22 protein-coding genes are annotated in these 26,584 nt (G+C 69.6%); 11 read left to right on the forward strand and 11 right to left on the reverse strand.

The features are described 5' to 3' along the window. Positions 1-9: 9 nt before the first annotated feature. Positions 10-5,277 carry a non-ribosomal peptide synthetase gene (locus OZ403_RS20655; RefSeq protein ID WP_237080458.1) on the reverse strand — a complete coding sequence of 1,756 codons (5,268 nt, stop codon included), beginning with the start codon at positions 5,275-5,277 and terminating at the stop codon, positions 10-12. Positions 5,278-5,602: 325 nt separating this feature from the next. Between OZ403_RS20655 and OZ403_RS20660 the strand changes: the two genes are divergently transcribed. Further along, positions 5,603-6,583, forward strand: a complete 981-nt coding sequence (locus tag OZ403_RS20660; RefSeq protein ID WP_140798619.1) for an aldo/keto reductase — start codon at positions 5,603-5,605, stop codon at positions 6,581-6,583. A 54-nt stretch (positions 6,584-6,637) separates the two neighbouring features. Here OZ403_RS20660 and OZ403_RS20665 read toward each other — a convergent pair whose 3' ends face one another. The 3 genes from OZ403_RS20665 to OZ403_RS20675 all read right to left on the reverse strand — a co-directional run bounded on the left by OZ403_RS20665 (position 6,638) and on the right by OZ403_RS20675 (position 10,237). Next, positions 6,638-7,888 carry a DUF4130 domain-containing protein gene (locus OZ403_RS20665; RefSeq protein ID WP_268781529.1) on the reverse strand — a complete coding sequence of 417 codons (1,251 nt, stop codon included), beginning with the start codon at positions 7,886-7,888 and terminating at the stop codon, positions 6,638-6,640. A 70-nt stretch (positions 7,889-7,958) separates the two neighbouring features. Next, positions 7,959-8,927, reverse strand: a complete 969-nt coding sequence (locus OZ403_RS20670; RefSeq protein ID WP_268781530.1) for an FHA domain-containing protein — start codon at positions 8,925-8,927, stop codon at positions 7,959-7,961. Further along, positions 8,915-10,237 carry a S1C family serine protease gene (locus OZ403_RS20675; protein ID WP_268781531.1) on the reverse strand — a complete coding sequence of 441 codons (1,323 nt, stop codon included), beginning with the start codon at positions 10,235-10,237 and terminating at the stop codon, positions 8,915-8,917. Before OZ403_RS20675 ends, OZ403_RS20670 begins: the two co-directional genes overlap by 13 nt. Positions 10,238-10,410: 173 nt before the next feature. Between OZ403_RS20675 and OZ403_RS20680 the strand changes: the two genes are divergently transcribed. Both OZ403_RS20680 and OZ403_RS20685 read left to right on the forward strand, forming a co-directional pair. Further along, positions 10,411-11,811: a DUF3943 domain-containing protein gene (locus OZ403_RS20680; protein ID WP_268781532.1), complete on the forward strand. Its 1,401-nt coding sequence runs from the start codon at positions 10,411-10,413 to the stop codon at positions 11,809-11,811. Between the two features lie 77 nt (positions 11,812-11,888). Continuing rightward, entirely contained in the window at positions 11,889-12,302 is a 414-nt protein-coding gene (locus OZ403_RS20685; protein ID WP_268781533.1) for an acyl-CoA thioesterase, read from the forward strand. A 22-nt stretch (positions 12,303-12,324) separates the two neighbouring features. On the opposite strand, the gene OZ403_RS20690 is transcribed toward OZ403_RS20685, so the two are convergent. Together OZ403_RS20690 and OZ403_RS20695 are read right to left on the reverse strand one after the other, a co-directional pair. Then, complete coding sequence (locus tag OZ403_RS20690; protein ID WP_140792269.1) at positions 12,325-13,002, reverse strand: hypothetical protein; 678 nt, start codon at positions 13,000-13,002, stop codon at positions 12,325-12,327. Between the two features lie 425 nt (positions 13,003-13,427). Next, positions 13,428-13,595 (reverse strand): hypothetical protein, encoded by a 168-nt coding sequence (locus OZ403_RS20695; RefSeq protein WP_163973274.1) that lies wholly within the window; start codon positions 13,593-13,595, stop codon positions 13,428-13,430. 467 nt (positions 13,596-14,062) lie between these two features. On the opposite strand from OZ403_RS20695, the gene OZ403_RS20700 reads away from it, so the two are divergent. From OZ403_RS20700 to OZ403_RS20710, 3 genes are all read left to right on the forward strand, one after another. Next, positions 14,063-14,587: a GNAT family N-acetyltransferase gene (locus OZ403_RS20700; RefSeq protein WP_268781534.1), complete on the forward strand. Its 525-nt coding sequence runs from the start codon at positions 14,063-14,065 to the stop codon at positions 14,585-14,587. Positions 14,588-14,757: 170 nt separating this feature from the next. Next, complete coding sequence (locus tag OZ403_RS20705; protein ID WP_268781535.1) at positions 14,758-15,042, forward strand: ArsR/SmtB family transcription factor; 285 nt, start codon at positions 14,758-14,760, stop codon at positions 15,040-15,042. After that, entirely contained in the window at positions 15,039-15,491 is a 453-nt protein-coding gene (locus OZ403_RS20710; protein ID WP_268781536.1) for an SRPBCC family protein, read from the forward strand. The genes OZ403_RS20705 and OZ403_RS20710 overlap by 4 nt, the downstream gene beginning before the upstream one ends. Positions 15,492-15,506: 15 nt before the next feature. Here OZ403_RS20710 and OZ403_RS20715 read toward each other — a convergent pair whose 3' ends face one another. The 4 genes from OZ403_RS20715 to OZ403_RS20730 all read right to left on the reverse strand — a co-directional run bounded on the left by OZ403_RS20715 (position 15,507) and on the right by OZ403_RS20730 (position 18,142). Next, complete coding sequence (locus OZ403_RS20715) at positions 15,507-16,175, reverse strand: hypothetical protein (protein ID WP_268781537.1); 669 nt, start codon at positions 16,173-16,175, stop codon at positions 15,507-15,509. Beyond that, positions 16,172-16,513, reverse strand: coding sequence for a protealysin inhibitor emfourin (locus OZ403_RS20720; RefSeq protein ID WP_268781538.1), 342 nt, complete (start codon positions 16,511-16,513; stop codon positions 16,172-16,174). Before OZ403_RS20720 ends, OZ403_RS20715 begins: the two co-directional genes overlap by 4 nt. Positions 16,514-16,533: 20 nt before the next feature. Further along, a complete protein-coding gene (locus OZ403_RS20725; protein ID WP_140792282.1) occupies positions 16,534-17,688 on the reverse strand; it encodes a M4 family metallopeptidase in 1,155 nt (384 codons plus the stop codon). Between the two features lie 205 nt (positions 17,689-17,893). After that, positions 17,894-18,142 (reverse strand): VOC family protein, encoded by a 249-nt coding sequence (locus OZ403_RS20730; protein WP_268781539.1) that lies wholly within the window; start codon positions 18,140-18,142, stop codon positions 17,894-17,896. Positions 18,143-18,391: 249 nt separating this feature from the next. Between OZ403_RS20730 and OZ403_RS20735 the strand changes: the two genes are divergently transcribed. Further along, positions 18,392-19,609 (forward strand): sialidase family protein, encoded by a 1,218-nt coding sequence (locus tag OZ403_RS20735; protein WP_268781540.1) that lies wholly within the window; start codon positions 18,392-18,394, stop codon positions 19,607-19,609. Positions 19,610-19,627: 18 nt separating this feature from the next. Here the strand turns inward: OZ403_RS20735 and OZ403_RS20740 are convergent, their stop codons facing one another. Then, entirely contained in the window at positions 19,628-21,343 is a 1,716-nt protein-coding gene (locus OZ403_RS20740) for a phosphatidylinositol-specific phospholipase C (RefSeq protein ID WP_268781541.1), read from the reverse strand. A 544-nt stretch (positions 21,344-21,887) separates the two neighbouring features. Between OZ403_RS20740 and OZ403_RS20745 the strand changes: the two genes are divergently transcribed. The 4 genes from OZ403_RS20745 to OZ403_RS20760 all read left to right on the forward strand — a co-directional run bounded on the left by OZ403_RS20745 (position 21,888) and on the right by OZ403_RS20760 (position 26,571). Further along, positions 21,888-22,370, forward strand: coding sequence for a tetratricopeptide repeat protein (locus OZ403_RS20745; RefSeq protein WP_268781542.1), 483 nt, complete (start codon positions 21,888-21,890; stop codon positions 22,368-22,370). 152 nt (positions 22,371-22,522) lie between these two features. Next, positions 22,523-23,608, forward strand: a complete 1,086-nt coding sequence (locus OZ403_RS20750; RefSeq protein ID WP_174258843.1) for a 6-phosphofructokinase — start codon at positions 22,523-22,525, stop codon at positions 23,606-23,608. Positions 23,609-23,626: 18 nt separating this feature from the next. Beyond that, entirely contained in the window at positions 23,627-25,567 is a 1,941-nt protein-coding gene (locus OZ403_RS20755; protein ID WP_140798632.1) for a serine/threonine-protein kinase, read from the forward strand. Then, positions 25,564-26,571: a hypothetical protein gene (locus tag OZ403_RS20760; protein WP_140792293.1), complete on the forward strand. Its 1,008-nt coding sequence runs from the start codon at positions 25,564-25,566 to the stop codon at positions 26,569-26,571. Before OZ403_RS20755 ends, OZ403_RS20760 begins: the two co-directional genes overlap by 4 nt. Positions 26,572-26,584: the final 13 nt, after the last annotated feature.

The following is a 26,584-nucleotide window of genomic DNA, read 5'->3' on the forward strand; positions in this document are numbered from 1 at the left end:
GTGTCGTGCTCAGTCATGGCCCCGGGGGTTCCTTCCACGCCGCTGGAGCGCCTGCCGGCGGGCCTCCGCGCGCGACTGGTGCTTCACGTCAGAGGCGGGCTCGGGACGTGCCTCAACCTGCAACCTGCGGGCGAGTTCGTGGACGGTGGGATGTTCGAAGAAGTGGGTGATGGGGACTTCCTGGCCCAGCGCCGCGCCCAGCCGCGAGCACGCGCGCACCGCGGACAGCGAGCTGCCGCCCAGGTCGTCGAAGAAGTGGGCATGCACGTCCACCGCGGGCAGCCCCAGTGCCTCCGCCCAGGCGCGAGCCACTGTCTCTTCCAGGGGCGTGCGAGGCTTTCCCGCTGGCGACACGGCGAGCGATGGCCGCGGCAGCGCCCGCACGTCCACCTTGCCCGTGGCCAGCAGCGGGAGCGCCTCCACCGGAACGATGTCGACCGGAATCATGTGCTCGGGGAGCTGCTCGCGCAGCCGCGCCCGGAGCTCTCCCGGTGGAAGTATGTCTCCGGGCGGTGGCACGATGTACGCGACCAGCCGCGGCTCGCCCTCCGCGGAAGGACGCCACGCGGTGACATGGGCCTGTCGCATGCCAGTCAGCTCGCGCAGCGCCGTCTCCACCTCGCCCGGCTCGATGCGGAAGCCACGGATCTTCAGCTGCGCGTCCGCGCGCCCCTGGAAGTCCAGCCTTCCATCCGCGCGGCGGCGTGCCATGTCGCCCGTGCGATAGAGCCGGGCCCCGGGCTCGCCGCCGTGAGGGTCCGGGATGAAGCGCTCGGCCGTGAGCTCCGGCCGGTCCAGATAGCCACGGGCCACCGACGGCCCGCCGACGTACAGCTCGCCCGCGACCCCCACGGGAACCGGCTGGAGCGCCTCGTCGAGCACATAGGTGTCCACGTGGGGCATGGAACGCCCGATGTTGGGCGGCCCCACTTCGTCCGGAGCGATGACGCCCCAGGTCGCGCCCACCGTCACCTCGGTCGGGCCATAGCCGTTGTAGAAGGCGCGGCCCTCGGCGAAGCGGGCCACGAGGCTCGCCGGACACGCCTCCGCGGCCACCATGAACATCGACAGGTCCGGCAGCGGCCCCTCCGGGAGGAGCGCTGCGACAGGGGGAGGCAACGTCGCCGAGGTGATGCGCTGCTCGCGCAACATCCGGTACAGCGCGTCACCCGCGGGGGGACCACCGGGCGACAGGTGCAGCGCGCCTCCCGAGGCCAGCGCCAGGAAGTAGTCCCACGCCGACATGTCGAACGCGGGCGAGGCGAACTGCAATACCCGCGAGCCGGGCCCGATCGGCAGGTCCGACACCATCGACTCGCACAGGTGCGCGGTGCCGCGGTACGGCACCATCACGCCCTTGGGCTTGCCCGTGCTCCCGGACGTATAGGTGATGTAGGCCGCGCAGTCTGGAGGTGGCTCGCCGGCATCCCACAGGGACGTGTCCGGCATGTCATCGCCGTCGCCGTGCGCCTCCCATGGCAGCAGCGTCACCCCTTCGGGCAACGCCAGGCGCTGGGCGTAGCGCTCCTGGGCCAGCAGCACGCGCGCGCCGCAGTCCGCCAGCGTCCACGCCACGCGCGCGGGGGGATACGAAGGCTCCTGGGGCACCACCGTGCCCCCGGCCTTCAAGATCGCGAGGAAGGCGACGACCTGCTCGGGGCTGCTGCGCTCCAGCAGCGTGCCGACACGGACCTCCGGCCCGACACCATGGCGTCGCAGGCGCGCGGCGAGCCGGGCCACCCATGCCGCCAACGCACGATAGGACCAGCTCGACGCGCCCGCGACGAGCGCGGGCGCCTCCGGCGTCTTCGCGGCCCACTCCTCGATTCGGTGAACGATGCCGGGCACGGGCGCGCCCCGCGTGTCCTGTGTCCTCCGCCCCAGCGCCAGCAGGGTGCCGCGCTCATCGGGAGCCAACAGGGACAGGTCGCCCAGCGGCACCTCCGGCTGCGCCACGGCGGCATCCAGCAGCGCCCCCAGGTGGCGCGCCATCCGTTCGGCGGTCATGGCGTCGAAGAGGTCGGCGCAGTACTCCAGCCTCCCCACGAAGGCCCCTTCCAGTTCCGCCATCATCAGCGCGAGATCGAAGGCGGCACCGGGATGACTCAAGGGGACGGACTCGACCGTCAGGTCATCGCCCAGCCGGGCGCTCGCACCCGAGGCCCCGACGGCGAACGCACCCAGGAGCTCGTTCTCGGGACGGGGGGACTGCAGGGCGAACATCGTCTGGAAGATGGGCGCGCGCGACGGGTCACGCCGCGGCTGAAGCTGCTCGACGAGCCGCGTGAAGGGCAGCTCCTGGTGCTCCAGTGCCTCCAGCACGGTGGTCCGAACCCGCGCCACGAGGCCAGAAAAGGACAGCGTGCGCGGCACCCGGGCGCGCAGGGCCACGGGGTTGATGAAGTAGCCCACCTGTCGCGACAGGTCCGCTCGCGGGCGGCCCGCGGTCGGCGTACCGACGATGAGGTCCTCCTGCCCCGAGTAGCGCCGCAGGAACGCCAGGTAGCCGGCCAGCAGCACCATGAACGGCGTGGCGCCGTGCGTCCGCGCCAGGGCCTTGAGCCGCGTGGACGTCTCGCGCGGCAGACGGAAGGCCACCTGCGCCCCTCGGAACGACTGGAGCCTGGGTCGAGGGAACGACGTGGGCAGGTCCAACACGGGCAGCTCGCCCCCCAGGCGCTCACGCCACCAGGCCAGGAGCGCGTCGCCCTGCGCTCCCGTGCTCCGCCGCGCCAACGACAGGAGGATGGGCGCCACGGGTGGCGGCGGCGGCGACAGGCCGGACGGCGTGCCTCGGACCTCCGCCGTGTAGAGCGCGCCCAGCTCCCCCGCGATGACCTCCAATGACCAGAAGTCCGTGACCAGGTGGTGCATGGCGAGCAGCAACACGTCCCCACCCGGCGCACCGGTGTAGAGCCGGGCGCGAACCAGCGGGCCCCGCTCCAGGTCGAAGGACTCCCGTGCATCCGCCTCGAGCCGCTCACGCAGCGATTCATCCGTCCAGGAGGACGCCTCCACCAGCGCCAGCTCCAGCGGCGTGACGCAGGATCTCCTCGCTGGAGCCCCCTGCACCTCGGGGAACGCGGACGACAACGCGGGGTGACGGGCAACGAGCGCGGAGAACGCGCGAGCAAGCGCTCCGCCGTCCACCGTCGTGACGAAGCGCACCGCTTGGGACACGTGGTAGGCCTTGCTGCCCGGAGCCATGCGCTGGAGGAACCACAATGCCTGCTGGCCATCGGAAACGAAGGCCGCGGGGTCACCAGGCAAGGCGGCCGGAACCCCGAGCCGCGCCTCGGCGCCCTCGGTCCGGGCCCGCTCGACCCACTGCGCCAGCTCGCGGAGGCTCTGCCCCTGGAGCACCGACGTGATGGGTGGAGACACGCCCCATGCCTCGTCCACGGCGTGCAACACCTCCAGTGCTCTAATCGAGTCGAGCCCTTGGTGCATCAGCGGCACATCCACGCTCAGCGCCGGTCCACTCGCGCCAAGCAGTGACGCCAGCCGGGACCGGAGCACCGCGAGCACGTCCGCCGCTTCGGGCGCCGCGTCAGGCCCGATGTCCAGGGAAGCCGCCGCGGCGTCCTCCTTCCATGCGTGCACCCCGTCCAGCGTCCCCGCCAGGAAAGCCTCACGGGTGGCGCGCCGCTGCACCTTGCCGCTCGACGTCTTCGGCAATGTCCCGGCGGCGATGAGCACCACGGCATGGACGGCCAGACCATGCGCTTCGCCCAGCGCCGCGCGGATGCTTGCGACGACCTCGGCCGCCGCTTCCGGCGTGGCGACCTTCGCGGCGACCTCCTGCACGATCACCAGCCGCTCTTCGTCGCCAGCGTCCACCGCGAACGCGGCACCGCACCCGGGGCGCACGCCGGGATGGCAGCGATCCGCGGCGTGCTCCAGATCCTGCGGGTAGTAGTTGAGGCCGCGCAGCACCAGCACGTCTTTCAAGCGGCCGGTGATGAAGACCTCGCCACCTTCGATGACCGCCAGGTCTCCGGTACGCAGGTACGGGCCCTCCCCCGAGCCCGCCAGCCGGCCATGGAACGTGCGTTCCGTTTCGTCGGGGCGCTGCCAGTACCCATCCGCCACGCTCGGACCGCGAACCCAGAGCTCGCCCATCCGGCCCGGCGCACACGGATGGCCGGTTTCCGGATCCACTACCCGCACGTCCTGGCCACCCAGCGCCTGCCCGCATCCCACCAGCGCCGTCGCGGGAGCGTCCGCCTCGGGGGCCCGCGCCTCGCCGCGCAGCAGGCCATCACGAGAGAAACGCCGCACCACCGGCACCGCCGAGCGTGCCCCTCCCGAGACGATCAGCGTCCCCTCCGCCAGCCCGTAACAAGGATAGAAGGCCTCGCGCCGGAAGCCCGCCGGGGCGAACGCCTCCACGAACCGCTCCAAAGTGTCCGCGCGTACGGGTTCCGCACCGCTGAACGCCACCTCCAGCCGGCTCAGGTCCAGCGCCGCGCGCTGTTCGGGCGTGGTCTTGCGCACGCACAAGTCGAAGGCGAAGTTGGGCGCGCCGCAGACCGTCGCACCGAAACGCGACATCGCCTCCAGCCACCGAAGCGGGCGCTGGAGGAAGGCCATGGGAGGCAGCAGCACCGAAGGGATGTCTCGGTACAGCGCCTGGATGAGCCCTCCAATCAGCCCCATGTCGTGATACGGCGGCAGCCAGTGGGCGGCCACCGGCTGGGGCCGGGTGTCGAAGCCCCGGGCCATCAACCACGAGTTGTGCAGCAGATGACGGTGCCGCAGCACCACGCCTCGTGGCGTCCCCGTCGAGCCCGACGTGTATTGAAGGAACGCCACCGAGTCGCCCCGCAGGACTGGCGCGCGCCAGGCCTCCGCTTCGCTCGGGGACACGGCGTCCGTGACCAGCCAGCGCAGCGCGTGCAAGTCGGGCGCCCCCTCCGTGAGGGGCTCCACCATGTCCGCGATGCCGGAAGTCGTCAGCGCCACCCGGGCGCCACAGTCCGCCACCAGCGCCTGGAGCCTGGGCAAGGTGCGGCCCAGCCGCATCGGGTCCGGTGGATAGGCGGGCACCGCCACCACGCCCGCGTAGAGACACGCCAGGAAGCCCAACGTGTAGTCACGGCCCGGCGGGTACATCAGCAACGCGCGCTCACCGGGCGCCAGGTGTCGTTGTAGCAGCGCCGCCACCGCGCGAGCGCTCGCGTCCAACTCCGTGTAGGAGAGGGCCTGCTCCCCCGCATCGTCGAGAAACGTATAAATCCAGTCGTCCGGCTGCGCGGCGGCGCGAGCCCGACACATATCCACGAGGGTGACATCCTCTGGGCAGACGAATTCGGAGGCGGGGTCGGCGCGGGTCGGAAGGTGCATGTCGAGAGTCCCGAAGCACTGCCTGGAGGCACCGCCCGAGACGCCGCGTCACGTCCCCTGCTGGAAGCACGAGGGGCACGCTCCGCATCGCTCCGAACAGCGCCCCTCGGATTCCGGCTCTATCTACCGGATTCCAAGTAACCAGAAAAGACCTGGTACGCGCGCGACCCGGTCTTCCACGGTATGAGCCATGGCACGCCCGGTGACACAACGAGGCGTGTTGCCATCCACGCTGAACGAATGAGGAACCAACGGAATGAAATACACCAACCTCGGACGCACGGGCCTGCGTGTGTCTCGTCTCGGCCTGGGCTGCATGAGCTACGGCACGCCCAAGTGGCGCCCCTGGGTGCTGGATGAAGAAGCCTCGCAGCCGTTCTTCCGGCGAGCGGTGGAGCTGGGCATCAACTTCTTCGACACCGCGGACATGTATTCACTGGGCGCCAGCGAGGAAATCACGGGCCGTGCCCTCCGCCGTTACGCGCGCATGGACGAGGTGGTGCTGGCCACCAAGGTCTACTTCCCCATGGGGGACGGGCAGAACATGCGGGGCCTGTCGCGCAAGCACATCGTCCAGGGCTGCGAGGCCAGTCTGAAGCGGCTGGGCGTGGAGGCCATCGACCTCTACCAGATTCACCGGATGGACCCGAACACGCCGCTGGAGGAGACGCTGGCCGCCCTGGACCAGCTCGTGCGCCAGGGCAAGGTGCGCTACCTGGGCGCGTCCTCCGCGTATGCGTGGCAGTTCGCGCGGGCGCTGGGCGTCGCGGACCTGCGCGGCTGGACGCGCTTCGTGTCCATGCAGGGCCACTACAACCTCGTCTACCGCGAGGAGGAGCGGGAGATGCTGCCCCTGTGCGAAGCCGAGGGCATTGGCGTCATCCCCTGGTCGCCGCTGGCGCGTGGCCTGCTCGCGGGATCACGCAAGTCGCTGAAGGACCGGGACGCCACGACGCGGGCGAAGTCCGACACGCTGTCCCCCATGCTCTATGACCAGGCCGGTGACTGGGACGTGGCGGAGGCGAACCGGAGCGTCGCGGAGAAGCGCAACGTGCCTCCCGCGCAGACGGCCCTGGCCTGGCTCCTCTCGCGCCCCGCGGTGACGGCGCCCATCATCGGCGCCACGAAGCTGGAGCACCTGGAGGATGCCGTGCGCGCGGTGGACCTCAAGCTGACCGCCGACGAAGTGAAGGCCCTGGAGGCCCCCTACCAGCCCCACGCCGTGCGCGGACTCTGAACGCACCGCGCATGCAGGCCCGCGAGGCCCCGGGCATGTCCCGGGCCCGCGGCGTCATGGACCGTCCACGCGCCGGGCACGCGCTTCACCCGGGAGCCGCTGCCGCAGCCACGCCGCCGCCGACCGGAGATCCGCTTCGAAGTGGATGCGCGCCTCCGCCCGCGCCCGGCCTTCTGGAAGCCGAAGCACCGCTTCGGGGTCAAACGTGGCCATCCAGCCCTCCGCCCACCGCGTGTCCAGCAGCTGCCCCCGGCTCAGGTGCATGCGGAACCCCACCCCCAGGAAGGCCTGCGCCGCCACGGGCCCCAGCGCGATGATCATCCGCGGGCGGACCTCCGCCACCACGCCCTCCAGCCCATGACGGCAGGTGCGCCCTTCCCCCCGCGCCGTCGGAGGGAGCACCCCATGCCGCGAGCGGCATCCGTCCCCGCACGGCCGCACCACCCGGCGACTGGAACGCGTGAGCCCCGCGCGGCCCAACACGACCTCCAGGAGCGCTCCCGCGGAACCCGCGAAAGGCGGCTCCGCGCCGTCCACGGGTGAAGCCCCCACCAGCAGCAAGGACGCGCGCTCCGCGTCCGCCCGTGGGGGCGAATGGGGCGCCGCCAACCCTACCCGGGCGCGTGCCCACTCCGGCAGCGCCCCGCCTTCCTCGAAGGTCAACCGCTCCCGGTCCCAATGCGCCCAGGTGTCTGGCGTGAACAGGCTCCAGGAGATGGCCGGGAAGCGGCGCACGAGGAACGGCGCCACGTCCCGGACGATGAGGTGTTCGGGCCGGTACCACGCGACATGGTGTTCGCGCCCGTCCCGCCACACCCGGCGGAAGCGCAAGGCCGCCAGCAGCGCCTGCGTGTCCCGCCGCACCGCCTGCTCCAGCCACCGCAGCCGCCGCACGTCCGCGTCGTCGTGACACTCCAGCAGTGACGGCTCTCCATGGGTCAGCCGCCACAGCACGCGGTACAGCAGCGCCCAACGCGCCGGCTCGCGGTGGCACACCACCTTCTGCGCCAGCCCCACGAAGTCCCGAGGCACGCCGGACGCGGCGCGCCCCCAGGCCTCCCAGCGCGCGGCCTCCAGCCACATGCCCTGGCGTCCACGCGTTTCCTCGAAGTGCACCCGCTCCGGAGGTTCGCCCCGCGCCAGCAGCCCCCGCGCCACCACCCGAAACGATGCCAGGTCCGGCGCCACGAAGACCCGCGTCAGCCCACCGTCCCGGTGTCCGGCCGCGGGCCGTTCCCCCCGCGCGCCCCGGACCTGCGACCACCGGGCACCGATGACAGGCCTCAACTCCTGATGGACGTCCATCCGGGCATTCCTACCTGCCCAGTCTGACATCCGCCTTCCCGCCCGTGACGTCCTTCTGGCCCCCGGCGGCTCACGGGTCGCGCGCCAGCGCGTCCACCTGTTCCTGGACCTTCACGGCGTCGGAGAAGAAGTCATCCATGGGCTCGGTGGCCACCAGCCGGAAGGCCGGCGGCAGGAGCGCCCGGCGGAAGCCCAGCTCCGTGCTGAAGGACTCGTTGCCCAGCCATTCATCCGCCCGCGACAGCGCGCCAAACGACAGCGTGACGACGGCGATGACCCGTGTGAGCCGCCCCGGTTCCCAGCGCGTCACGTAGCGCAGGTGCCAGTAGAGCCCCCAGGCCATCAGCGCCAGGAAGGCGACGTGGTGGGCCCAGGCCAGATTGCCACTCACGCCCAGGCTGAAGCCCACCAGCGTGAGCAGCGGCTGGATGACGACGGAGCCCAGCAGCACCAGCGCGGCCACGGTGGCATGCGTGCGGTAGTGGAACTGGCGCCGGGCGATGCGGCTCGCCACCGACCAGCCACCCGCCCACAGGAAGGTGATGCCCAGCGGCACCACCAGCGCCACCGTCAGCTCCCCCCAGTCCGTGCGCCCGTAGTTGGCCAGGTAGCCTTCCAGCAGGCTGGCGCCCAGCAGGGCCTGCAGGGCCAGGGAGAAGTAGCGGGGCTGCTCGAACACGCGCGGCCTCGGCGCGGTGGGCGCCGCCGCCACGACGGTCTTCTCCACCGGGTGGCTGCGCGCGCGGAAGCGCAGCACCGTGTCCCCCACCGACACGCGGGTATCCGTGGCCAGCTCCAGCTCGGCCAGCTGCGCCCAGGGCTCCACGCGGTAGGTGCCGTTCTGGCTGCCCACGTCGCGCAGCACCAGCGTGCCGTCCTCGCGGCGCTCGATGCGCAGGTGCTCGGCGGAGACCTTCGGGTCATCCAGGATGACGTCGTTGCCGTAACCCCGGCCGACGTTGACGGGGAAGCGCTCCAGGCGATGACGGGCCTGGACGGAGTCCCCTTCCAACACCTCCAGGAAGATTACTTCGTCCACGACAGCCCCTCCAGGTAGCGGCGCGCCAGCTTGCGGCCATTGTCCGCGGTGAAGCCGGCCAGCGTGAGCGACGTGTCCACGCCGCTGGTGCTGGCATTGAGCGTGGCCGCGCGCAGCACCAGGTCATAGAGGCCGGGGAATTTCCGGTAGGCGCGCATGCACAGCGCGGCACGGACGGGCAGGCCCGCCACGTCCACGAACTCCGACTGGCAGCGGTAGTTGGTGACGTCCTGCCGCGTGGCCTCCACCGAGTCCGGGTCCTGTGAGAAGAGCGCGCTGTAGAGCGCGGAGAAGCGCAGCGCGCCCAGCTTCTGGCTGGTGGCGTGTTGATGCAGGAAGGCCACCACGCCCGTCCGGTGGCGCGAGGACACGAAGATGTCCTCCTCCGACGAGCACTGGTAGTTCGTCACCGTGTACGGCACCTCGGGGTCATGCGGCGTGTCCCCCCAGCACTTGAGGAACGTGCCCCAGCGCCCCGGCACGCGGTAGCTGCCCAGCGACTGCTGCGGCACGGGCGCGCTCAGCAGCCTCTCGGTGACGCGCTGCTGGTTGTCCAGGAGCTGCGCGCGCACGGTGTCCAGCAGCGCCTGCGCGCCGGAGTCCTTGGCTTCCAGCGCGCGGGCCAGCAGCTCGCGCGCGTGTTTCACCGGCACCAGGAAGCCCACCTGGTTGCCCATGGTCGCCACGTTGACGCCCACCACGCGGCCCTCGCCCGTGAGCGTGGGACCGCCGCTCATGCCCGGGTTGATGGCCCCGCTGAAGTGCAGCCGCTCATAGAGCGCGTCGTGGATGAAGCCGTTGTACGTCCCCTCCACGATGGTGGTGCCCAGGTCGCGCGGATTGCCCATGGCAAACAGGCGCGCGCCCTGCGGCGGCTCGCGGTCGTCCAGGTCGAAGAAGCTCTGCACCGGGGTGGCCGTCTGGATGATGGCCAGGTCATGCACCACGTCCACGTCCACCAGGCGCACCGGCACGGGCTCTGCGCCGCCCTTCAGGACCAGCTCCGCCGTGTAGTCCTCCGGGTGGATGACCACGTCGGAAATCACGTGGTAGTTCGTCACCACGTGCCCGGCGGCCGACACGAAGAAGGCCGAGCCGATGGACGAGCGCGTGCCGGAGCGCCGCTCGATGATGCGCACCTGCGCGACCTGTCCCTCGATGCGCTGGAACAGCTCGTGCGTGGCGGGCGGCAGCGAGCTCAATTGCACGGCGGGCGCGGCTTCGCGGGTGCCAGGTGCGGGAGGCGGGCTCGGCTCCGCCGGAGCCACCGGCGACTGCGTGAGCACCGCTGCGAGGATGAAAGCGAACATGGATGCGGCGCACCCTACCCCACCGCGCCCTCCGACGGACGTCCAGCCTCATGTCCCGCGCCAGGCAGGCGGCCGGGCGGTCCGTCCACCCACCGACGCGAGCCCGCGCCGCCGGTCCATGGTCGCACCGCGCGCGGGGTCCCCATCTTCGCCCTTCGGGTGGGGGAGCCGGCATGCGTCACAGCCAGTGGTGCGGCCGGCGCGGACCCGCGGCGCGATGGCGAAAGGTGGCGCTGCTGTCATTCCTGCTGCCCTCGCTCGCCCAGGCGGCGGAGCTACCCGCGGATGCGCCACGCGCCGGGGACGAGGAGGACGCCGCCCCACCTCCCCGGCCCCGCCAGTTCTGGTGGGCCCTGGGTGAAGTGACGGCCATCAACCTCACGGTGTGGGGCTTCAACCGATACATCATGAACAAGGACTTTGCCCGGGTCGGCCTGGACGCATGGCGAACGAACCTCGAAACGGGGTTCGTCTGGGACAAGGACGATTTCAGTACCAATCAGTTCGCGCACCCCTACCACGGCAGCACGTACTTCAACGCCGCCCGGGACCACGGCTTCAACTACTGGGGCGCCATGGGCTTCACCCTGCTGGGCAGCCTCCAGTGGGAGTTGTTCGGCGAGAACCATCTGCCCTCCTTCAACGACCTCATCAACACCACGATGGGTGGGTGGGCCCATGGCGAGGTCATCTACCGGCTGTCCTCCATGCTGCTGGACCAGCGCGCCACGGGAACCCGGCGCGTCGCCCGTGAGGTGAGCGCGGGGTTGCTCAATCCCGTCCGAGGCGTCAACCGCGTGGTGCGCGGGGATGCCTGGCGCAGCGCCCCCACCCCGGAGGACTGGCAGCCGCCCGTGTTCGCCGTGATGACACGCACCGGCTACCTGAACATCGACGCGGGCACGACGCTGAACCAGTTCTTCGCGGAGCTGGACCTGCGCTACGGCGATGCCCTGCGCTTCCCGGTGGACGCGCCCTTCGACGCCTTCAACATGGGCGTGCAGTTCACCACCGGCGAAAACCGACTCATCAGCCGCGCCGAGGTGAAGGGCGCGCTGGCGATGCTCCCGCTGGAGACGGGTGGGAACGAGCGCGTGCTGCTCGGCGCCTTCCAGCACTTCGACTACAACGACACGCAGGCCTACGAGCTGGGCGGACAGTCGATCGGCGCGGGGCTCGTGTACCGGTACCTGACGCAAGAGGGCCGCGAGCTGCGTCTGGCGCTTCATCTGCGAGGCGTGGTGCTCGCGGGCATCACCTCCGAATACGCCGACAAGGTGGGCCGCGACTACGACTACGGCCCGGGCCTGGGCTTCCACTTCGAGGCGTCCTACGGGCGCTGGCCGTGGGAGTACCTCAAGCTGCACGCGGGCACCACGTGGCTGCACACGCTCAACGGCGCGGACGGCAACCACCTGGTGCATGAGGGCACCTTGCTGCTGGACGTTCCGTTGTTCGCCAACCTGGGCCTGGGCGCCAGCTTCACCTTCTTCGAGCGAAACAGCTTCTTCCGCGACTTCGATACCGTCTCACGCGGAATCCCTCAGGCCCGGGTGTTCCTCTCCGTGCACTGACCGTCCACGCGGGGCGCAGGTGACTTGGCGGCCTGTGAGGCAGCCGGTAGCGTCGCCCGTGCCCAGGAGTCGCTCACGTGAATCCCCCGATGCCGTCGCTCCCCTCCTCCGCCACCGAGACCCGGATGGTGGACATGGTGTTCCCCGACCAGGCCACGCACTACGGCGTCCTCTTCGGCGGGCAGGCGCTGCGGATGATGGACATGTCCGCGTTCATCACCGCCAGCCGGTACACGCGGCGCAACGTCGTCACCGCCTCCAGTGAGCGCGTGGACTTCCACATCCCCGTGCGCCAGGGCCAACTGGTGGAGCTGGTGGGACGCGTGGTGTCCACGGGAAGGACGTCGCTCACCGTGGAGGTGGAGATGTTCGCCGAGGAGCTGCTCACGGGCGCCCGTGCGCTGTGCACGCGCGGCCGGTTCATCATGGTGGCGCTGGATGAACATCACAAACCCACGCCGGTTCCACCGCTCGCGCCAGAGCCCACGTAGGGGCCGCTTCGGTCGCGCACGGCTACGACGTGGGGTTGCCCGCCGCGTGACGCAGGCGCCGCCGTCGCCACGCCGTGTACGAGACGACCAGCGCTCCAGCCAGGGTTCCCGCCAGCGCGCCCAGCACCCGGCGTGGGACGGGGCCACCCACGCTCGGCGGCTCGTGGCGGAAGGTCTCCAGCGAGGCACGCACTTGCGGCTCCAACGCCTGCCACCGCACCGCGGGCGCGCTGACCATCACCACGGCATGCTCGCCCTCCGAGGCCAGGCCCGCGACGAGCACCGTGCGAACCTGCCCCGCCTCGCGCAGCGTCCCCAGCACCTCCACACGCGGTGTCACCCCGCCCAGGCGCTCCACACGCTCGGCGGCAAGCGGGAGTCCCAGTTCGCGCTGGTAGTGCTGCATCACCGCGGACGCGAACTCTTCCCGGTCGGAAGGGCTCGCGCTGAAGCCACGCCCCACCACGGACACGAGCAGCGTGGCTGCGTCCGGGCCCTCACCGTCGGTGAGGGCCGCCGACAAGGCGCGCGGCGCGTCCGGGTCCAGCGCCACCGCACCCACGCGCGAGCCGGCGTACTGCTCCCACCGCACCATGTGGAAGCCTTCCGGAGGGCGAAACGAATAGCCATCCCGGCGCAGCTCCGTTCCGAGCGCGCCCGGCAGCGTCAGCAGTCCGACGGCCAGGAAGGTGGCGTGCACCGGGGCATCATAGTCGCCCACCCACGCCCGCGCCCGCCCGGCAGCCGGGTGGCCTCGCGACCTCAACGCACGGCGTGTGGCGCTGCGGAGCTGGGCTGACGATGGAGGCTGGCCCGAAGTGCCGAATCGGCCTGTCCTACAGCACTCGCTGTGCGCACCGGCGAACCAGACAGGGCCGGCAGCACCGCGGGAGGTCAAGGCGGCTGGACGGGCGACTACAGGGGCGATAGCTCGTACGACACGGAGGCTTTGGCCAGCCCAGAGAACCCGTGGGAGCGTGTGGTGGACTCGGTGCGTCGACCGGCGGCGCCGCCGGTGCCGCGATCAACGCCGGGGGCACGCGGTGAACGTGCCGGATGGCCGTTACGACACCGGCGGGGGCCGCATTCGCGGCCCCGTCACGCCTTGAAGTGCTGGCACCGCAGCTACTGGCAGGTCACCGGGTCCTTGCAGGAGTACGTCAACTGAAAGAGCGCGTGGTGGTCGCCATACGGCGTCTGCTCGCAGCGCAACTCTTGCTCCACGGCGTTGCAGTATCCCGCGGGGCATGCGGCCGAGGCCGCCGCATAGGCCTGCTCCCGAGCGGTCTCCATGGCACCGTGGCAGCGGAGCGGATGGTTGGCACCTCGCGTCACGACGTACCGCTCACCGCCGCAAATACAAGGCGCGGCACAATAGGTGTAGCCCTGGCCACAAAACACCCAACCTCCGTTGCTGTCCCCCGAGAGACACAGGCCGTTGGTGGCACCACAGGACACCGGGGCGGCTCCCGGGCATTGACGGGTCACCGTGCAGGTCAGGTCCTGCTCCGTCTCTCCGAGCCGGATTTCATCCTCACCCGGTTCCCCCACATTGCACGCGGCCAGAGCCACGACAGCCAACACGACACCGCAGCGCCGGAGTCCTTCGAAGTGGATTTGCATCGCCGGGACGCTAGTGGCGGCCGCGCCAAGGCATCCATCGTGGGAACCCGCATCGCGCTAGCGCATCGGAATGACGACGCGATACTTTTTCCGCCGTAAGCAACTCTCCCGGTTAGCCACGACGCACCTTGCCAGCCATGCTCGAGGCATTTCAGCGCATCACCACGGAACGCCTGCTGCTTCGCGCCGTGCGCGACAGCGATTTGGACGCCGTGTTCGCCTTGCATGCGGATCCAGAGACGAACCGGTTCAGCGTCTCCGGTCCCATGCGCTCACGAGAGGAGGCGCATCGGCAACTGACACTGTGGCTGGACGACTGGTCCCGACACGGTGTGGGCTACTGGGTGGTGGAGCGGCGCGATGCCCCTGGTGACGTCGTGGGCTTCGGTGGCGTGCGCCACAAGGTGCTCGAAGGACGCCCGGTGCTGAACCTCGCCTATCGCTTCACACCCCGGACCTGGGGCACCGGGTATGCGACGGAGATGGCCCGCACGGCCCTGGCGCTGGCCCAGCGTCACCTGCCCGATGTGCCCGTGGTCGCCATCATCCACCCGGACAATGAGGCCTCCCTCCGCGTCGCGGAGCGCAGCGGAATGCGCTTCGAGCGCGTCATCGACTACGCCGGCACGCCCAGCCGGCTCTACGTGCCCGCACCGCCGTAACGCCCTGCCCCCGTCCGCACCGGGAGCGGGTGGCCAGCCCCATTGGCCTCCGCCAATACTTAAGCATCGGCTTGACAATTAAATCCCGCGTCCCGACACTTAAGTCCGTGCCTAACCAATCAGCCATCGACCGGGTCTTCCACGCCCTGGGGGACCCCACGCGACGAGCGATGGTCGAAGCCCTGGGCAATGGACCCGCCTCGGTGAGTGCGCTCGCCAAGCCGCTTGGCATCTCGCTCGCGGCCGTCGTCCAGCACCTTCAGGTGCTCGAGGAGAGCGGCCTCGTGACGACCGAGAAGGTTGGTCGTGTGCGCTCGTGCCGGCTGGAGCCCAAGGGCTTCCGGGTGGCCGAGCAGTGGATTGCCGATCGAAAGAGCCTCATCGAGCGGAAGTTCGATCGGCTCGAAGCCCTGCTGTCCGAAGAACCCACCCCACCCGCTGGAGACAAACCATGACCGTCGTTCACAGCACCTTCACCGTCGACCGCACCTTCAACGCCCCCGTTCCCCGCGTGTTCAACGCGTTTGAGAACCCTGAAATCCGCCGCCGCTGGTTCGTCGAGGGCGAGGGCTGGGAGGTTGGCCGCTACGAGCTCAACTTCCAGGCGGGAGGCCGCGAGGGCGGTGTCTTCCGGTTCCAGGGCGGCCCGGAGATTGGCAACGACACGCTCTACACGGACATCATCCCCAACGAGCGCATCGTCTTCGCCTACACGATGACCGTCGCTGGCAAGCGCATCTCCTCGTCGCTGGTGACGGTGCAGTTCACCGCCGAGGGCGACAAGACGCTCATGTCCTATACCGAGCAGGGCGCGTACTTCGAGGGCGGACAGGACGCGATCCGCGGCCGCGAAGCCGGCACGAAGGAGCTGCTGGAGAAGCTGGCGCGGGAGCTCACGCGCTGAGCAGGCACGTTGGACTCATTCAATTGCGGCGATCCGGTACTCGCCATCTTCTAGCACCAGCCGGACGGCGCGCTCGCCACCCAGCGGGAACACGGCCTCGCCCGCGCCGACGCGGACATGCGTATTGAGTGCGAGCCGGGCACGCCGGAGACGTTCCCTCGCAAGGGGTTCGCGCTCGAAATCCTCGCGAAGGCGCTCCGGGGTGTAACGCGCGCGCAGGGGCCCGGCGAGTTGGCTCCAGGCGGACTTCCAATCACGAGCCTCCACCCTGTCGATGAATTGGCGAAGGGCGGCCCGAGGAACATCCGCGGGCCGGGCCTCGACGATACGCCACCCCTGGGGGGACTGAGCGACCGTCAGGGAGGGTGCTCGCGCCTCGAGGTTCGGCGCGCCGGCTCGGACGTCCGCAGCCCTGGCGCTGCGAGCCCCCGCATCCGCATAGCGCTCCAGGAACGCCGCCTCCTCCTCGGGCCCACCCACCGTCAGCGCGTACGCGTCCCCGACACGCCCTTCCTCGAGGGCGCGGGCATATGCCTCCGCGACGGAGGCGGGCTCTCGCGGCGTGGTCGCACAGGCGGTCAGCAGGAGACAGAAGACCCAGGAACGGTTCATGCGCATCGCGGGGAGAATACCTGCCCGGGCATTCCGGCCAATCGCTGTCTTCGACCAGGCACGGAGTCTCACCCGGGCGTGCCTGGCCGGGCGCCGCGGCGCTGCGCCCTCTCCGCCTTCGTCACCTGCTCCAGCAACTCATGGAGCCGTGGCTCCTCCACGGGCTCGAGGAACTGGACGGTATGCCGCCGCCCCCCCTCCTCCACGGTCAGGGTGAAACGGCGGGCGTCCGCGGCGCCTGGAGGAATGGTGCCTACAACGGGAGGCAGTTCGAAGAAGCGGGCAGCCTGGACGCTTTGCCGCAGCGCCTCCGCTTGCTCTGGGGGCAGGCTTGCCAGGTCCACTCCCCTGGGCCGGGCCAACCCAGGGAAGAAGGCGGGCCCACCTTCGCGCTTGATCTCGATGCGCATGGCGGCCACCGAAGAACCCCTTACGCCCTGGGGACTCGCTTCGCGGTCGTCGAAGGCTGGGTGACGGCGCCGACGAATGACGGAATGCCGATGCCTGGTTTGGGGACGCGGATGCCCACCTGCTCCCAGGCATCCCGGACCGCGTCCGCCTCTTCCCCGGATCCATACAGGCGCATCGCGGACATCATGGTGATACGCGCGAAGTCGAGGAACCCCATGTCGGGCTTGATGTGTGAGTCGCGAATGGCGTCGTACCAGATGCGCCCCGCCCGCTCCCAGGCGTAGCCGCCCAGTTGCGACGCCACCAGATAGAACGCCCGGTTGGGGATACCGGAGTTGATGTGCACGCCTCCGTTGTCCTCCCACGTACGGACGTAGTCCTTCATGTGCCCGGGCTGCGGGTCCTTGCCCAGCACGTCATCATCGAAGGCCGTCCCCGGATTCTTCATGGAGCGCAGCGCGACCCCCTCCACGTTGCCAGTGAGGAGTCCCGTGCCGATGAGCCAGTCCGCCGCATCCGCCTTCTGCTGAAGCTTCATCTGCCGCACCAGCGAGCCGAAGACGTCGGACATGGACTCGTTGAGCGCACCCGCCTGGCGGAAGTACCAGAGCGGCCCTTCGTCCTCGGTGACACCGTGCGCGAGTTCGTGCGCGATGATGTCCAGGCAGATGGTGAATCGGTTGAAGAGGTCGCCGTCCCCATCCCCGAACACCATGCGCCGCCCATCCCAGAAGGCGTTGTCGTAGTTCTTCCCGTAGTGGACGAAGGCCTGCAGCGGCATCCCATCTCCGTCGATGGAATTGCGCCCGAAAATCTCCCAGAAGAAGTTGTAGGTGTCTCCCAGGCCGTCATAGGCCTCGGTGACCGCGATGTCCTCCGTCGCCCCCTGCCCCTCGAAACGAACGGGCGTGCCAGGAAACGCTTCACTGTTCCTCAGGTCGTAGATGGTCCGATGCAGCGCTGATTCCACCATCATGGCCCTGGGACGGGTGACGAGCGTCGATGGGGTCGTTCTGCTCCCCGCGAGCCGGAGCGCACGGAACGTCGAATCCGTGGAAAGCGTCCGCAAGGCCCGCTCACGTTGCTCGCTGGTGCCGTTCTGCGCGATGGAGCGAGCCAGGTAAGGCGGCAGGATGCAGTGAATGGAGTGCCGGTGTCGTGTTGGGTGAAACATGACGAATCCCTCTGCTGAATGGGCTCAGCCACGAGGGTAGGAACGCCGGACCTCCCTTCGGACGACTCGGCCGCGCACGGGCTCCGTCGTCATGAAGGAGCACAAGCACGCGGGCGAGCCCGGGCCTCCAGGTTCCCGTCAACGCGCCTCTTGAGTCGCCACCCACCACGGGGTGCCACCCGCGTCGCGGAACCCACCGCGCTTGTCACCATCCCCACTGTTGACGGGAGCCTTCACGGCCACGGCGCCAGTGTCGAGCGCGCGCTGGTAGGTCCGGGTCCACGTCCGCGACGTACACGTGGACATGGGCCGGCACCACGGGCCAGCCGGTGGCCGCGTCGCGCAGCATGATGACAGTGCCGCCGATGCGCACCTCACCATGGACCATTCTACCGGCGTCTCCGGGAATCATGCGCAGCCGCTCGGCACCGAAGACCTCATCTCGGCATCCCATGGCGAACTCGCCCCTCGTTTTCCAGGGCGTCTCCCTGTTCGTCATTCCCCTGCGAACAGCGCTCCCGATCACTGACACCGCACGCGGCTGGCGTCTATTCCTCGGCGACGCCTTTGGTGAGGGGGGATGGGGAACATGGCGAGCACGATGAACCGATGTCTCAGGAGCGTGCTGTTCGGAACCGTGCTGCTCTCCAGGACTGCGGCGGCTCAGGAAGCTCCGGCACGGCTCCAGGAGTCCTTCGGTCCGGTGCTGAATTTGAGCGGGACGCCCACCTTCAACTTCGAATTCCAGACAGCCGTCGCCGACAGCAACGTCTACATCGTGTGGAGTGATACATCGTCCCTGGACGTCACCCACGTCTACCTGCGCAGGAGCTCGGACCAGGGAAAGAGCTTCGAGCCTCCCCTGAGACTGAGCACCGACACCGGGCCCGCCTACCTCCCCACCGTGGTCGCGGAGGGAAAGAAGGTCTACGTCGCCTGGCGCGAACAGGGCATCCAGTTCCGCGTGAGCCATGACAACGGAAGGAACTTCGACCCCGCGGTGACCCTGGCCTCGCACGGCTTTTCGCCCCGGCTCGCGGCCGAGAACAGCGATGTGTACGTGACCTGGACCGAGCCAACGGGCGCGCGGTCCGCGACCCAGCACTTCCGGGCGAGTCACGACAAGGGACTGACCTTCGGCCCCACACTGGCGCTGGATGACCGTCATGGCATCGGGGTGACGGAGATGACCGCGTCCAACAATCGCGTCTACCTGGTGGGCGACGACATCGGCGCGGATGACCGGCCCGACGTGTACATGAGGACCAGCCCCGACGAGGGAAAGGCCTTCGCACCGCGTCTCAACCTCAGTGCCGGCGAGGGCCCGGGGCAGCCGTCACTGCTCGCCCGCATCGCCGTCAAGGACCAGAAGGTCCACGTGGTCTGGGAGGAATGCAACGACCTCTTCCCGGACACCTGCGCCATCCTCTACCGCCGCAGCACCGACCGGGGGGCCAGCTTTGGACCCACCCAAGCCATGAGTGGGAGCCAAGGCTTCGCGCTCGCTCCGGACCTCGAAATCTCGGGTCAGCACGTCTTCGTGGCGTGGCAGGACGACAGCCCCGGCAACTTCGACATCCTCCTGCGCGCCAGCAACGACCACGGGGCCACGTTCTCCGCGCCACGCAACCTGAGCCTCACCCCGGGATACTCCGGCTCCGTCAGCCTCTCCGCGGCCCAGTCGCATCTGCGCGCCGCGTGGGAGGACTCCACCGCCGGCTCGGTCGACATCCTCTACCGGGCCAGCGGTGACCTGGGCGCGTCGTTCACGCCCGTGACGAACCTGAGCAACACGCCGACGCGCTCTTCTGCGCCACGTGTCTTCGCCTCCAGCGGCGGAGCACATGGCTACGTGGCCTGGCTGGAAGACCTGGCCAACGAAAACACCGACGTGTTCTTCCGCCGCACCGAGGCGAAATAGTCCGGGCCCTGCCCGCGCCTACCGCAGGCCCGTCCGGGTCATCGACACGGAGGACACCTTGTCGTGCCACGAGCCTCCCGGCATCGCGTTGACGTCACCCACGTTCTGGGACGTGGTGAAGCAACGGCCCGACAGGTTCGCATGCTCGCACAGCGTCGCCTGGTACGGCCCCAGCACGGTGACGGAGCTCAGCACGTCGTTGAACCCCACGCTGCGCAGATCGCCCACGCTGCCGCCGAGCCAGACGAGGTTGCCCTCGAAGTTCGAGTGCTCGTGGAGATAGACGCCTTCCGAGGCGGAGTGCCCCTGGACCCCGTACGTGTAGTCACCCGACGAGAGGTGCGCGCCCCGGCCGTAGTCCGAGTACGCCCAGTTGCTCAGCCCACCCGGCGACTGCTTCACCACCACGGACCAGCTCTGGAATGGGAACCGGGAGTTCAGGCGGCCATGCAGCGCGAGCGCCCTTGCCGCCGCGTTCCCTGACAGGCCCCCGAGCTGCTCTCTCACGTAGTTGGACAGGAAGTCCCTGCCCACCACGCTCGTCACCGAGCGCGTCAGATAGGCGATGTGGGTGTAATCATCGATGGCGTCGGACTGGTAGAAGTTCCCCTGGTGGCTGATCCACCCGCCCCAGGACTTCTTCAGCGCGGCGATGTGCCAGTTGCGCCCGGGCACGGCGTTGTGGACGAAGTTCCGGATGCCGTGCCACCGCTCCTCCGCGTTGCCACCCATGGTGTGCGCGGTGTTCCTGAAGATGACGTTGAAGTCATCCGGCAGCCACGTCGTCGAGGACAGGAGACGGAAGTTGAGGGCCAGGATGGCGTCAATCAAGCCCGCTCCCGGGAAGTCCATCATCAGGATGCCCGCGCGCTGGACGTGCCCAGCCACCAGGTGGTCGATGGCGAAGTCATTCACACCGCGAATGGCCATCCCGTCTCCGCCCGCCACCGTGAAGGGATGCGCGAGCGCGGAGGCGCCACTCAGGAAGTTGACGAACAGCGTGGACGGCGAGCCCGTGTTGGTGCGCCCCAGGTGCGCGCGGACCTTGTTCCACTTGTCGTCGATGTCGAAGATCGTGGACACCGTCCAATCGTCCTGGAGGTCCAGCCCTCCCCAGGGGATGCCGTAGGCGCCACCGCCAAAGCCGTCCAGGATGACAATCTTTCCGCGGACCTCGCCCAGGGCGGGCACGTGGCTCCCGGTCCAGATGTAGGGCCTGTAGGCGGGGTTGTTCCGGTACGCCTCGTACGTCGCGGCGAAGCTGCGCGTGATGTTCTCCTCGGTGTGCTCCTTCTTCACGCGCATCACCAGCGTCTCGCTGGGGTTCGCGTTCAGGAACTGGATGGCGGTCTGAAGCACGTTGTCGAAGTTGACGTGCAGGTAGACGACGCCGTGGTGGATGGTGAAGCTGTCCGCGATGTGCCGGCAGCGGATGTCCAGCGCGCGGATGCCCGCGTCGAGCTGACGGCGCAGGTCCAGGGACTGGGTCTGCGTCAGGGAGCCGCCGTAGGACTGGTACGCCATCGTGTCATGTGTCCCCGGCAAGGACAGGGCGGCGAGGCTCGTCGAGTCGGGAACCCAGTTCATCCAGTTGGGATGATGCGTCTCGATGCTGCCCGAATCGTTGTAGTAGCGGCCTCGCGCGGAAGCGGGGGAAGAGATGGCGACGAGGCCCACGGCGAGCATCGCCACCGCGTGACGGAGGCGGATGGAGGGATACGACGTGTCTGACATGGATGGCGTCCGGGAAAGAGTCGCGACAGCATCGAGGCACGCCCAAGATTAGACGCCAACATGGATATTTGGAAAAAGCGGGATAGTCACGGCGCGCCCTGCCCAGCATCCCGCCACGCTCACCATCGAAGCTGGCGCGGAGCTACGCGGGCGCCTGCATGAATCCTCCTTTCAAAGCCTTTCCGAAATGGAAGGTATTTCCAGGATACGGACTCCTCGTCATGGCTCGAAGTCGAAATGTGTCGCGCCCTGAAAGTGGCGGATGAATCACGTCTGACTTGATTCAAAACAGGTACACGGGCGCTGTGACACTCCGGGTGTCGCGACACACGCAGTCCTTCGCATTCCAACTCGCACGCGGAGCTCAGGCAACCGCGAGCGGTCCAGGATTTTCGACGGCACGCCACCAGCCTCCCGGAATCCACACCTGGGTGCCGACCACCCCGACACAGCGTGTGGCCTCCCGGAATCCGAGCCTTGTCGCGGCGTCTCCCTGCGTGTTCGTTGTGACATCCCCGCGCGGCGCGGGTAACCTGCCGGGGAGATGAACCCCGCCGCCAGGGCCGACATGGAGTCACGTGCCGATCGCGCCCTGCGCCGCGGCGAGCTCACCGAAGCGCTCGGTCTGTACGAGTCGCTCGTGCGGGCCTTCCCAGCCGACGAGGGGCTTGTCCTCAAGCTCGCCAACGCGCGCGAGCTGCTCCAACCCGCGGAGTTGGAGGTGCTCGAAGCCGCCCGGGCCGAGGCCAGCATCCCCCTCCCCGTGGGCCCCTCCTCCCCCGTTCAGGAAGGCGAGCGCCTCTTCGCGCTGGGCGACTATGCGGGCGCCGCCGCTTGCTACCGGCGCGCGGTCCAGGAACGCCCGGACAGCGAGCTGCTCAAGGAGCGGCTGATCGAGATCTACGGCCTCGCGAAGGCCATGCCCCTACAGTCACCGACAGATAGGGCGCTCCCCGACAAGCCGGAGCCTCGACTCCAGGCCTTGCTGGACCGCGTGGCCTCGCGCCGCCGCATGAAGCGGGACTGAGGAAAAGGCCCGTTTCCACTCGCGAATCTGCCCTGACCGGTGATTCGTGCGTTGCACCCCCGGGGGCCCCCCCCTACAATCAGGTCCGACGTTTCTGTCATGGTGAAGCACCCTCCCTCTGACACCCGCGTCCGACCTGTATGCCCCGTCCCATGAGACTTGGAGTCCTGACCGGCGGCGGCGACTGCCCCGGCCTCAACGCACTCATTCGTGGCCTCGTGAAGCGGGGCACGCACGAATTCGCCTACGAGTTCGTGGGCATCGAGAACGGCTACATGGGCCTGGTGGAGCCAGGGCTCGCCCACCCGCTCACCGAGGAGGACACCCGCGGCATCCTCCCCAAGGGCGGCACCATCCTGGGCACGTCCAACAAGGCAAACCCCTTCAGCTACGCGACCCGTGAGGACGGGCACTGGGTGGAGCGGGACGTGTCCGACCAGGTCCTGCGCCGCTGCGAGGAGCTGGGCCTGGACGGGCTCATCGCCGTGGGCGGTGACGGGACGCTGTCCATCGCCCACCGGCTCGTGGAGAAGGGGCTCAAGGTCGTGGGTTGTCCGAAGACCATCGACAACGACCTGTCCGGGACGGATCAGACGTTCGGCTTCGACACCGCGCGGCTCATCGTCACCGAGGCGCTCGACCGCCTGCACTCCACCGCCGAGGCCCATGACCGGGTGATGGTGGTGGAGATCATGGGCCGCCACGCCGGCTTCCTCACCCTGGAGAGCGGCATCGCCGGGGGCGCGGACGTCATCCTGATTCCGGAGATTCCGTACAGCGTGGAGGCCGTGGTGGAGAAGATCCGCCGCCGCGCCACCCGCCGTCGCAGCTTCTCCATCATCGCCATCTCCGAAGGCGCGTTCCCCCAGGGCGGCGAGCTGGCCGTGCTGGACTCGGCGGAGGCCATCCCCGGCCGGGGCGTGGTGCGGCTCGGCGGCTCGGGGAAGGTGCTGGCGGACCTGCTGGCCCGACACATCGAAGCGGAGATTCGCGTCACGGTGCTGGGCCACCTCCAGCGCGGGGGCAGCCCCAGCGCGGCGGACCGGGTACTGGCCACTCGCTACGGCTGCAAGGTGCTGGACCTGGTGAGCGCGGGCCAGTGGGACCACATGGTGGCCCTGCGCGCGGGCGAAATCATCGCGGTACCCTTGAGCGAGTCGCGCAAGGAGCGCCGGGTGGATCCGGCGGGCGAGCTGGTGCGCTTCACCAAGAGCATGGGCATCAGCTTCGGGGACTGAGGGGACCGCCAACTCGCCATGACGACGCTCGTCGGCCGCCATATCGGTCGCTACCGCATCCTCGAGCAACTGGGCTCGGGGGGCATGAGCGTCGTGTACAAGGGGCTCGACACCGCCCTGGACCGTGAAGTCGCGGTGAAGGTGCTGCACCCGCACCTGGCCGGCAAGGACGAGTCCCGCCGGCGGCTGGCCCGCGAGGCCCGCGCGGTGGCCAAGCTGCACCACCCCAACATCCTGGAGGTCTTCGACTTCTCCGCCGCGGACGCCCAGGACGCGTTCATCGTCACCGAGTACATCCGCGGCCAGACGCTGAAGGCGTTCATGGACGAGGGACCCATGGACCCGCCGGAGCTGGCGGCCATGGTCATCCACGAGCTGGCCGCGGCGCTGGCGCACGCGCACGAGGCCGGCGTCATCCACCGCGACCTCAAGCCCGAGAACGTCATGGTGCGCGAGGACGGCGTCCTCAAGCTCATGGACTTCGGCATCGCGCGGCTGATGGACATCGAGGAGCGGATGACCGTCACCGGCACGCTGGTGGGCTCGCCGGCCCACATGGCCCCGGAGATCATCGAAGGCCTGGAGGCGGGCCCCACGGCGGACGTCTTCAGCGTGGGCATCATGTTCTACGCGGCGATGACGGGACGGCTGCCCTTCAGCGCGCCCAACACCACCGCCACGCTCAAGCGCATCCTGGACGGGGACTACGAGGACGCGCGCCGGCGCGTGCCCGCGCTGTCGGACGAGCTGGCGGACATCTGCGCCATCTGCCTCCAGCGCGACCCGGAGCGGCGCTACCCCGACGCGGCCCGGCTGCGGGACGCCCTGGCGGACTACCTGGCCGGCCTGGGCTTCGCCCGCGTGGGCGAGGAGCTGGTGTCGTACTTCGCGGACCCGCCATCGTACCGAAAGCTGGCCCGTCAGCGCATCGTCGCCACCCTGCTGGAGCGCAGCGAGCGGCAGCTCGCGGAGAAGCGCACCCCGCGCGCCCTGTCCAGTCTCAACCAGGTGCTGGCGCTGGACGCCACCAACGCGCGGGCGCTGGCGCTCCTCAAGGGCATCCAGCGCGCCCAGCGCATCAAGACGTGGCGCCGCCGGGGGCTGCGTCTGGGCGTGGGCGTGGCCGCCGCCGCGGTGCTGGGCCTGGGCGGCTGGCAGGCGCGCCACGCGAACGACGCCGAAGCCACCACCCCGCCCGACGCCACCACGCCCGGACAGGTCGCGGCCACGCTGCCTCTGGCCCCGCCTTCCGAGCCGCTCGCCACCGTCGCGCCTCCCGACACCACCCCGGCCCCGAAGGAGAACGCCGGGCGTCCCGGCCCTGGCACGTCGCAGCCGCCCCGCCCGGCGGGACCGGCTCCGCGCGTGGTCAAGGGCACGACGACACCGGGAGGCCTGGCACCGCGGACGGACGGCACGCCGGCCGTGGGCGGCACCGTGCGCGGAATGAGCACGCGCCCCTCGGGTGAGGACGAGGAGGCACCGCGCAAGCCGCTGGTGCGCAAGCTGCCGGTGTCCATCCTGGTGCGCCCCTATGGCAGCATCCGCGTGGATGACGGAGCGGCCAGCGCACAGCCGCTCCAGAAGCATGACGTGGAGGTGACGCCGGGCCGGCACACCGTCACCATCTCGTGCGACTACTGCGAGGACGTGGTGGACACCATCGACGTGCAGCCGGAAGGCGACAACGTCTTCCACCTGCGCGCCCAGCCCAAGGCATCCCGCCTGTCGGTCGACTTCGAGCCCGCGGGCGCGCTGGTCCGCGTGGGCGACGAGCTCCGCTCCGCGGAGGACAGCGTGAAGACGCCCTTCGAGGTCCGCTCCCCGCGAGGCCCCGCGGGCTTCCAGCACACCGTGGTGGTGGAGGTCTCCCACCCGGGTTACGTGTCGGAGCGCCGGGTGGTGCATCTGCGGCCGGGCGAACCCACCACCCTGCGCGGGAGCCTCCGCCCAGAATGAGCCGCTGCCTCCCGCTCTTGCTCACGGCGCTGATGCTGCTCGCTCCGGGCGCCACGCTCGCCCAGGACGCCGGTGACCCGGAGGTCGCCGCGCTGCGCGCCAGCTTCGAGTACGGCAAGTACGCGGAGGTGATGGACCGCGCGGCCTCGCGCATCGACCGGGGCGGCCTGGACGAGGACGACCTGGCGGAGCTTCACAAGCTCGCGGGCCTGGCGGCCTTCAACCTGGGCCGCACCGACGACGCCCGCCGTCACCTGCGCGCCCTGCTCCGGTTGGATCCGGACTTCAGCCTGGACCCCTTCGTCGTCCCGCCGCCCGCGGTGGCCTTCTTCGACACGCTCAAGGAGGACATGGACACGGAGCTGGACTTCCTGCGCCAGGAGCGGCGGCTGCGTCAGGAGCGCGAGAAGGCGGAGGCCGAGCGCCGCGAGCGCGAGCGCCTGGAAGCCGAGGTGCAGCGCCGCCGCGCCGAGGAGCTGGCGTCCCAGGTGACGGTGCGCACGGTGGAGAAGCGCAACTTCCTGGTCAACTTCGTCCCCTTCGGCGCCGGCCAGTTCCAGCAGGGCCGCACCAGTCTGGGCATCGTCTTCGCCGCCACCGAAGGTGTGCTGGCGGTGACGAGCATCATCTCCTTCTTCGCCTACGAAGGGCTCTTCGAAGAGCGCACCATCGATTTGGACAACGTGCTGGACCCGGACGGCCGGGCCTCCGTCACCGTGCGCTACATCCCCACCAGCCGGGCCAGGCAGCGCGACGCGTGGCAGTTGCTCAAGCTGTCGTCGGCCGCGGGCTTCTACGCCGTCTACGCCGTGGGCGTGGTGGACGCGCTGTTCCACCACGAGGACCAGGTGGTCCGCAGCACGGTGGAGCCTCGCGCCGAACAACCCGCGGAGCTGTCCCCCCGCTCCACTTCCGCCCGCGCGACGGCACCGAAGACGTACACGCGCGTGGGCATCTACCCGACCCCCGGCGGACTCGGCGCCGGTCTCACCCTCTCCTTCTGACGGAGACTCCCTC

The sequence above is a fragment of the Myxococcus sp. NMCA1 genome, from assembly GCF_026810205.1.
GTDB classification, from domain to species: Bacteria; Myxococcota; Myxococcia; order Myxococcales; family Myxococcaceae; genus Myxococcus; species Myxococcus xanthus_A.

Coding starts and splice junctions, on each gene's coding strand:
- OZ403_RS20655 (WP_237080458.1), bottom strand. CDS start 5,277: ATGTGTCGGGCTCGCGCCGCCGCGCAGCCGGACGACTGGATTTATACG.
- OZ403_RS20660 (WP_140798619.1), top strand. CDS start 5,603: ATGAAATACACCAACCTCGGACGCACGGGCCTGCGTGTGTCTCGTCTC.
- OZ403_RS20665 (WP_268781529.1), bottom strand. CDS start 7,888: ATGGACGTCCATCAGGAGTTGAGGCCTGTCATCGGTGCCCGGTGGTCG.
- OZ403_RS20675 (WP_268781531.1), bottom strand. CDS start 10,237: ATGTTCGCTTTCATCCTCGCAGCGGTGCTCACGCAGTCGCCGGTGGCT.
- OZ403_RS20680 (WP_268781532.1), top strand. CDS start 10,411: ATGCGTCACAGCCAGTGGTGCGGCCGGCGCGGACCCGCGGCGCGATGG.
- OZ403_RS20695 (WP_163973274.1), bottom strand. CDS start 13,595: ATGGAGACCGCTCGGGAGCAGGCCTATGCGGCGGCCTCGGCCGCATGC.
- OZ403_RS20700 (WP_268781534.1), top strand. CDS start 14,063: ATGCTCGAGGCATTTCAGCGCATCACCACGGAACGCCTGCTGCTTCGC.
- OZ403_RS20705 (WP_268781535.1), top strand. CDS start 14,758: ATGGTCGAAGCCCTGGGCAATGGACCCGCCTCGGTGAGTGCGCTCGCC.
- OZ403_RS20710 (WP_268781536.1), top strand. CDS start 15,039: ATGACCGTCGTTCACAGCACCTTCACCGTCGACCGCACCTTCAACGCC.
- OZ403_RS20720 (WP_268781538.1), bottom strand. CDS start 16,513: ATGCGCATCGAGATCAAGCGCGAAGGTGGGCCCGCCTTCTTCCCTGGG.
- OZ403_RS20725 (WP_140792282.1), bottom strand. CDS start 17,688: ATGTTTCACCCAACACGACACCGGCACTCCATTCACTGCATCCTGCCG.
- OZ403_RS20730 (WP_268781539.1), bottom strand. CDS start 18,142: ATGGGATGCCGAGATGAGGTCTTCGGTGCCGAGCGGCTGCGCATGATT.
- OZ403_RS20740 (WP_268781541.1), bottom strand. CDS start 21,343: ATGTCAGACACGTCGTATCCCTCCATCCGCCTCCGTCACGCGGTGGCG.
- OZ403_RS20745 (WP_268781542.1), top strand. CDS start 21,888: ATGAACCCCGCCGCCAGGGCCGACATGGAGTCACGTGCCGATCGCGCC.
- OZ403_RS20750 (WP_174258843.1), top strand. CDS start 22,523: ATGAGACTTGGAGTCCTGACCGGCGGCGGCGACTGCCCCGGCCTCAAC.
- OZ403_RS20755 (WP_140798632.1), top strand. CDS start 23,627: ATGACGACGCTCGTCGGCCGCCATATCGGTCGCTACCGCATCCTCGAG.
- OZ403_RS20760 (WP_140792293.1), top strand. CDS start 25,564: ATGAGCCGCTGCCTCCCGCTCTTGCTCACGGCGCTGATGCTGCTCGCT.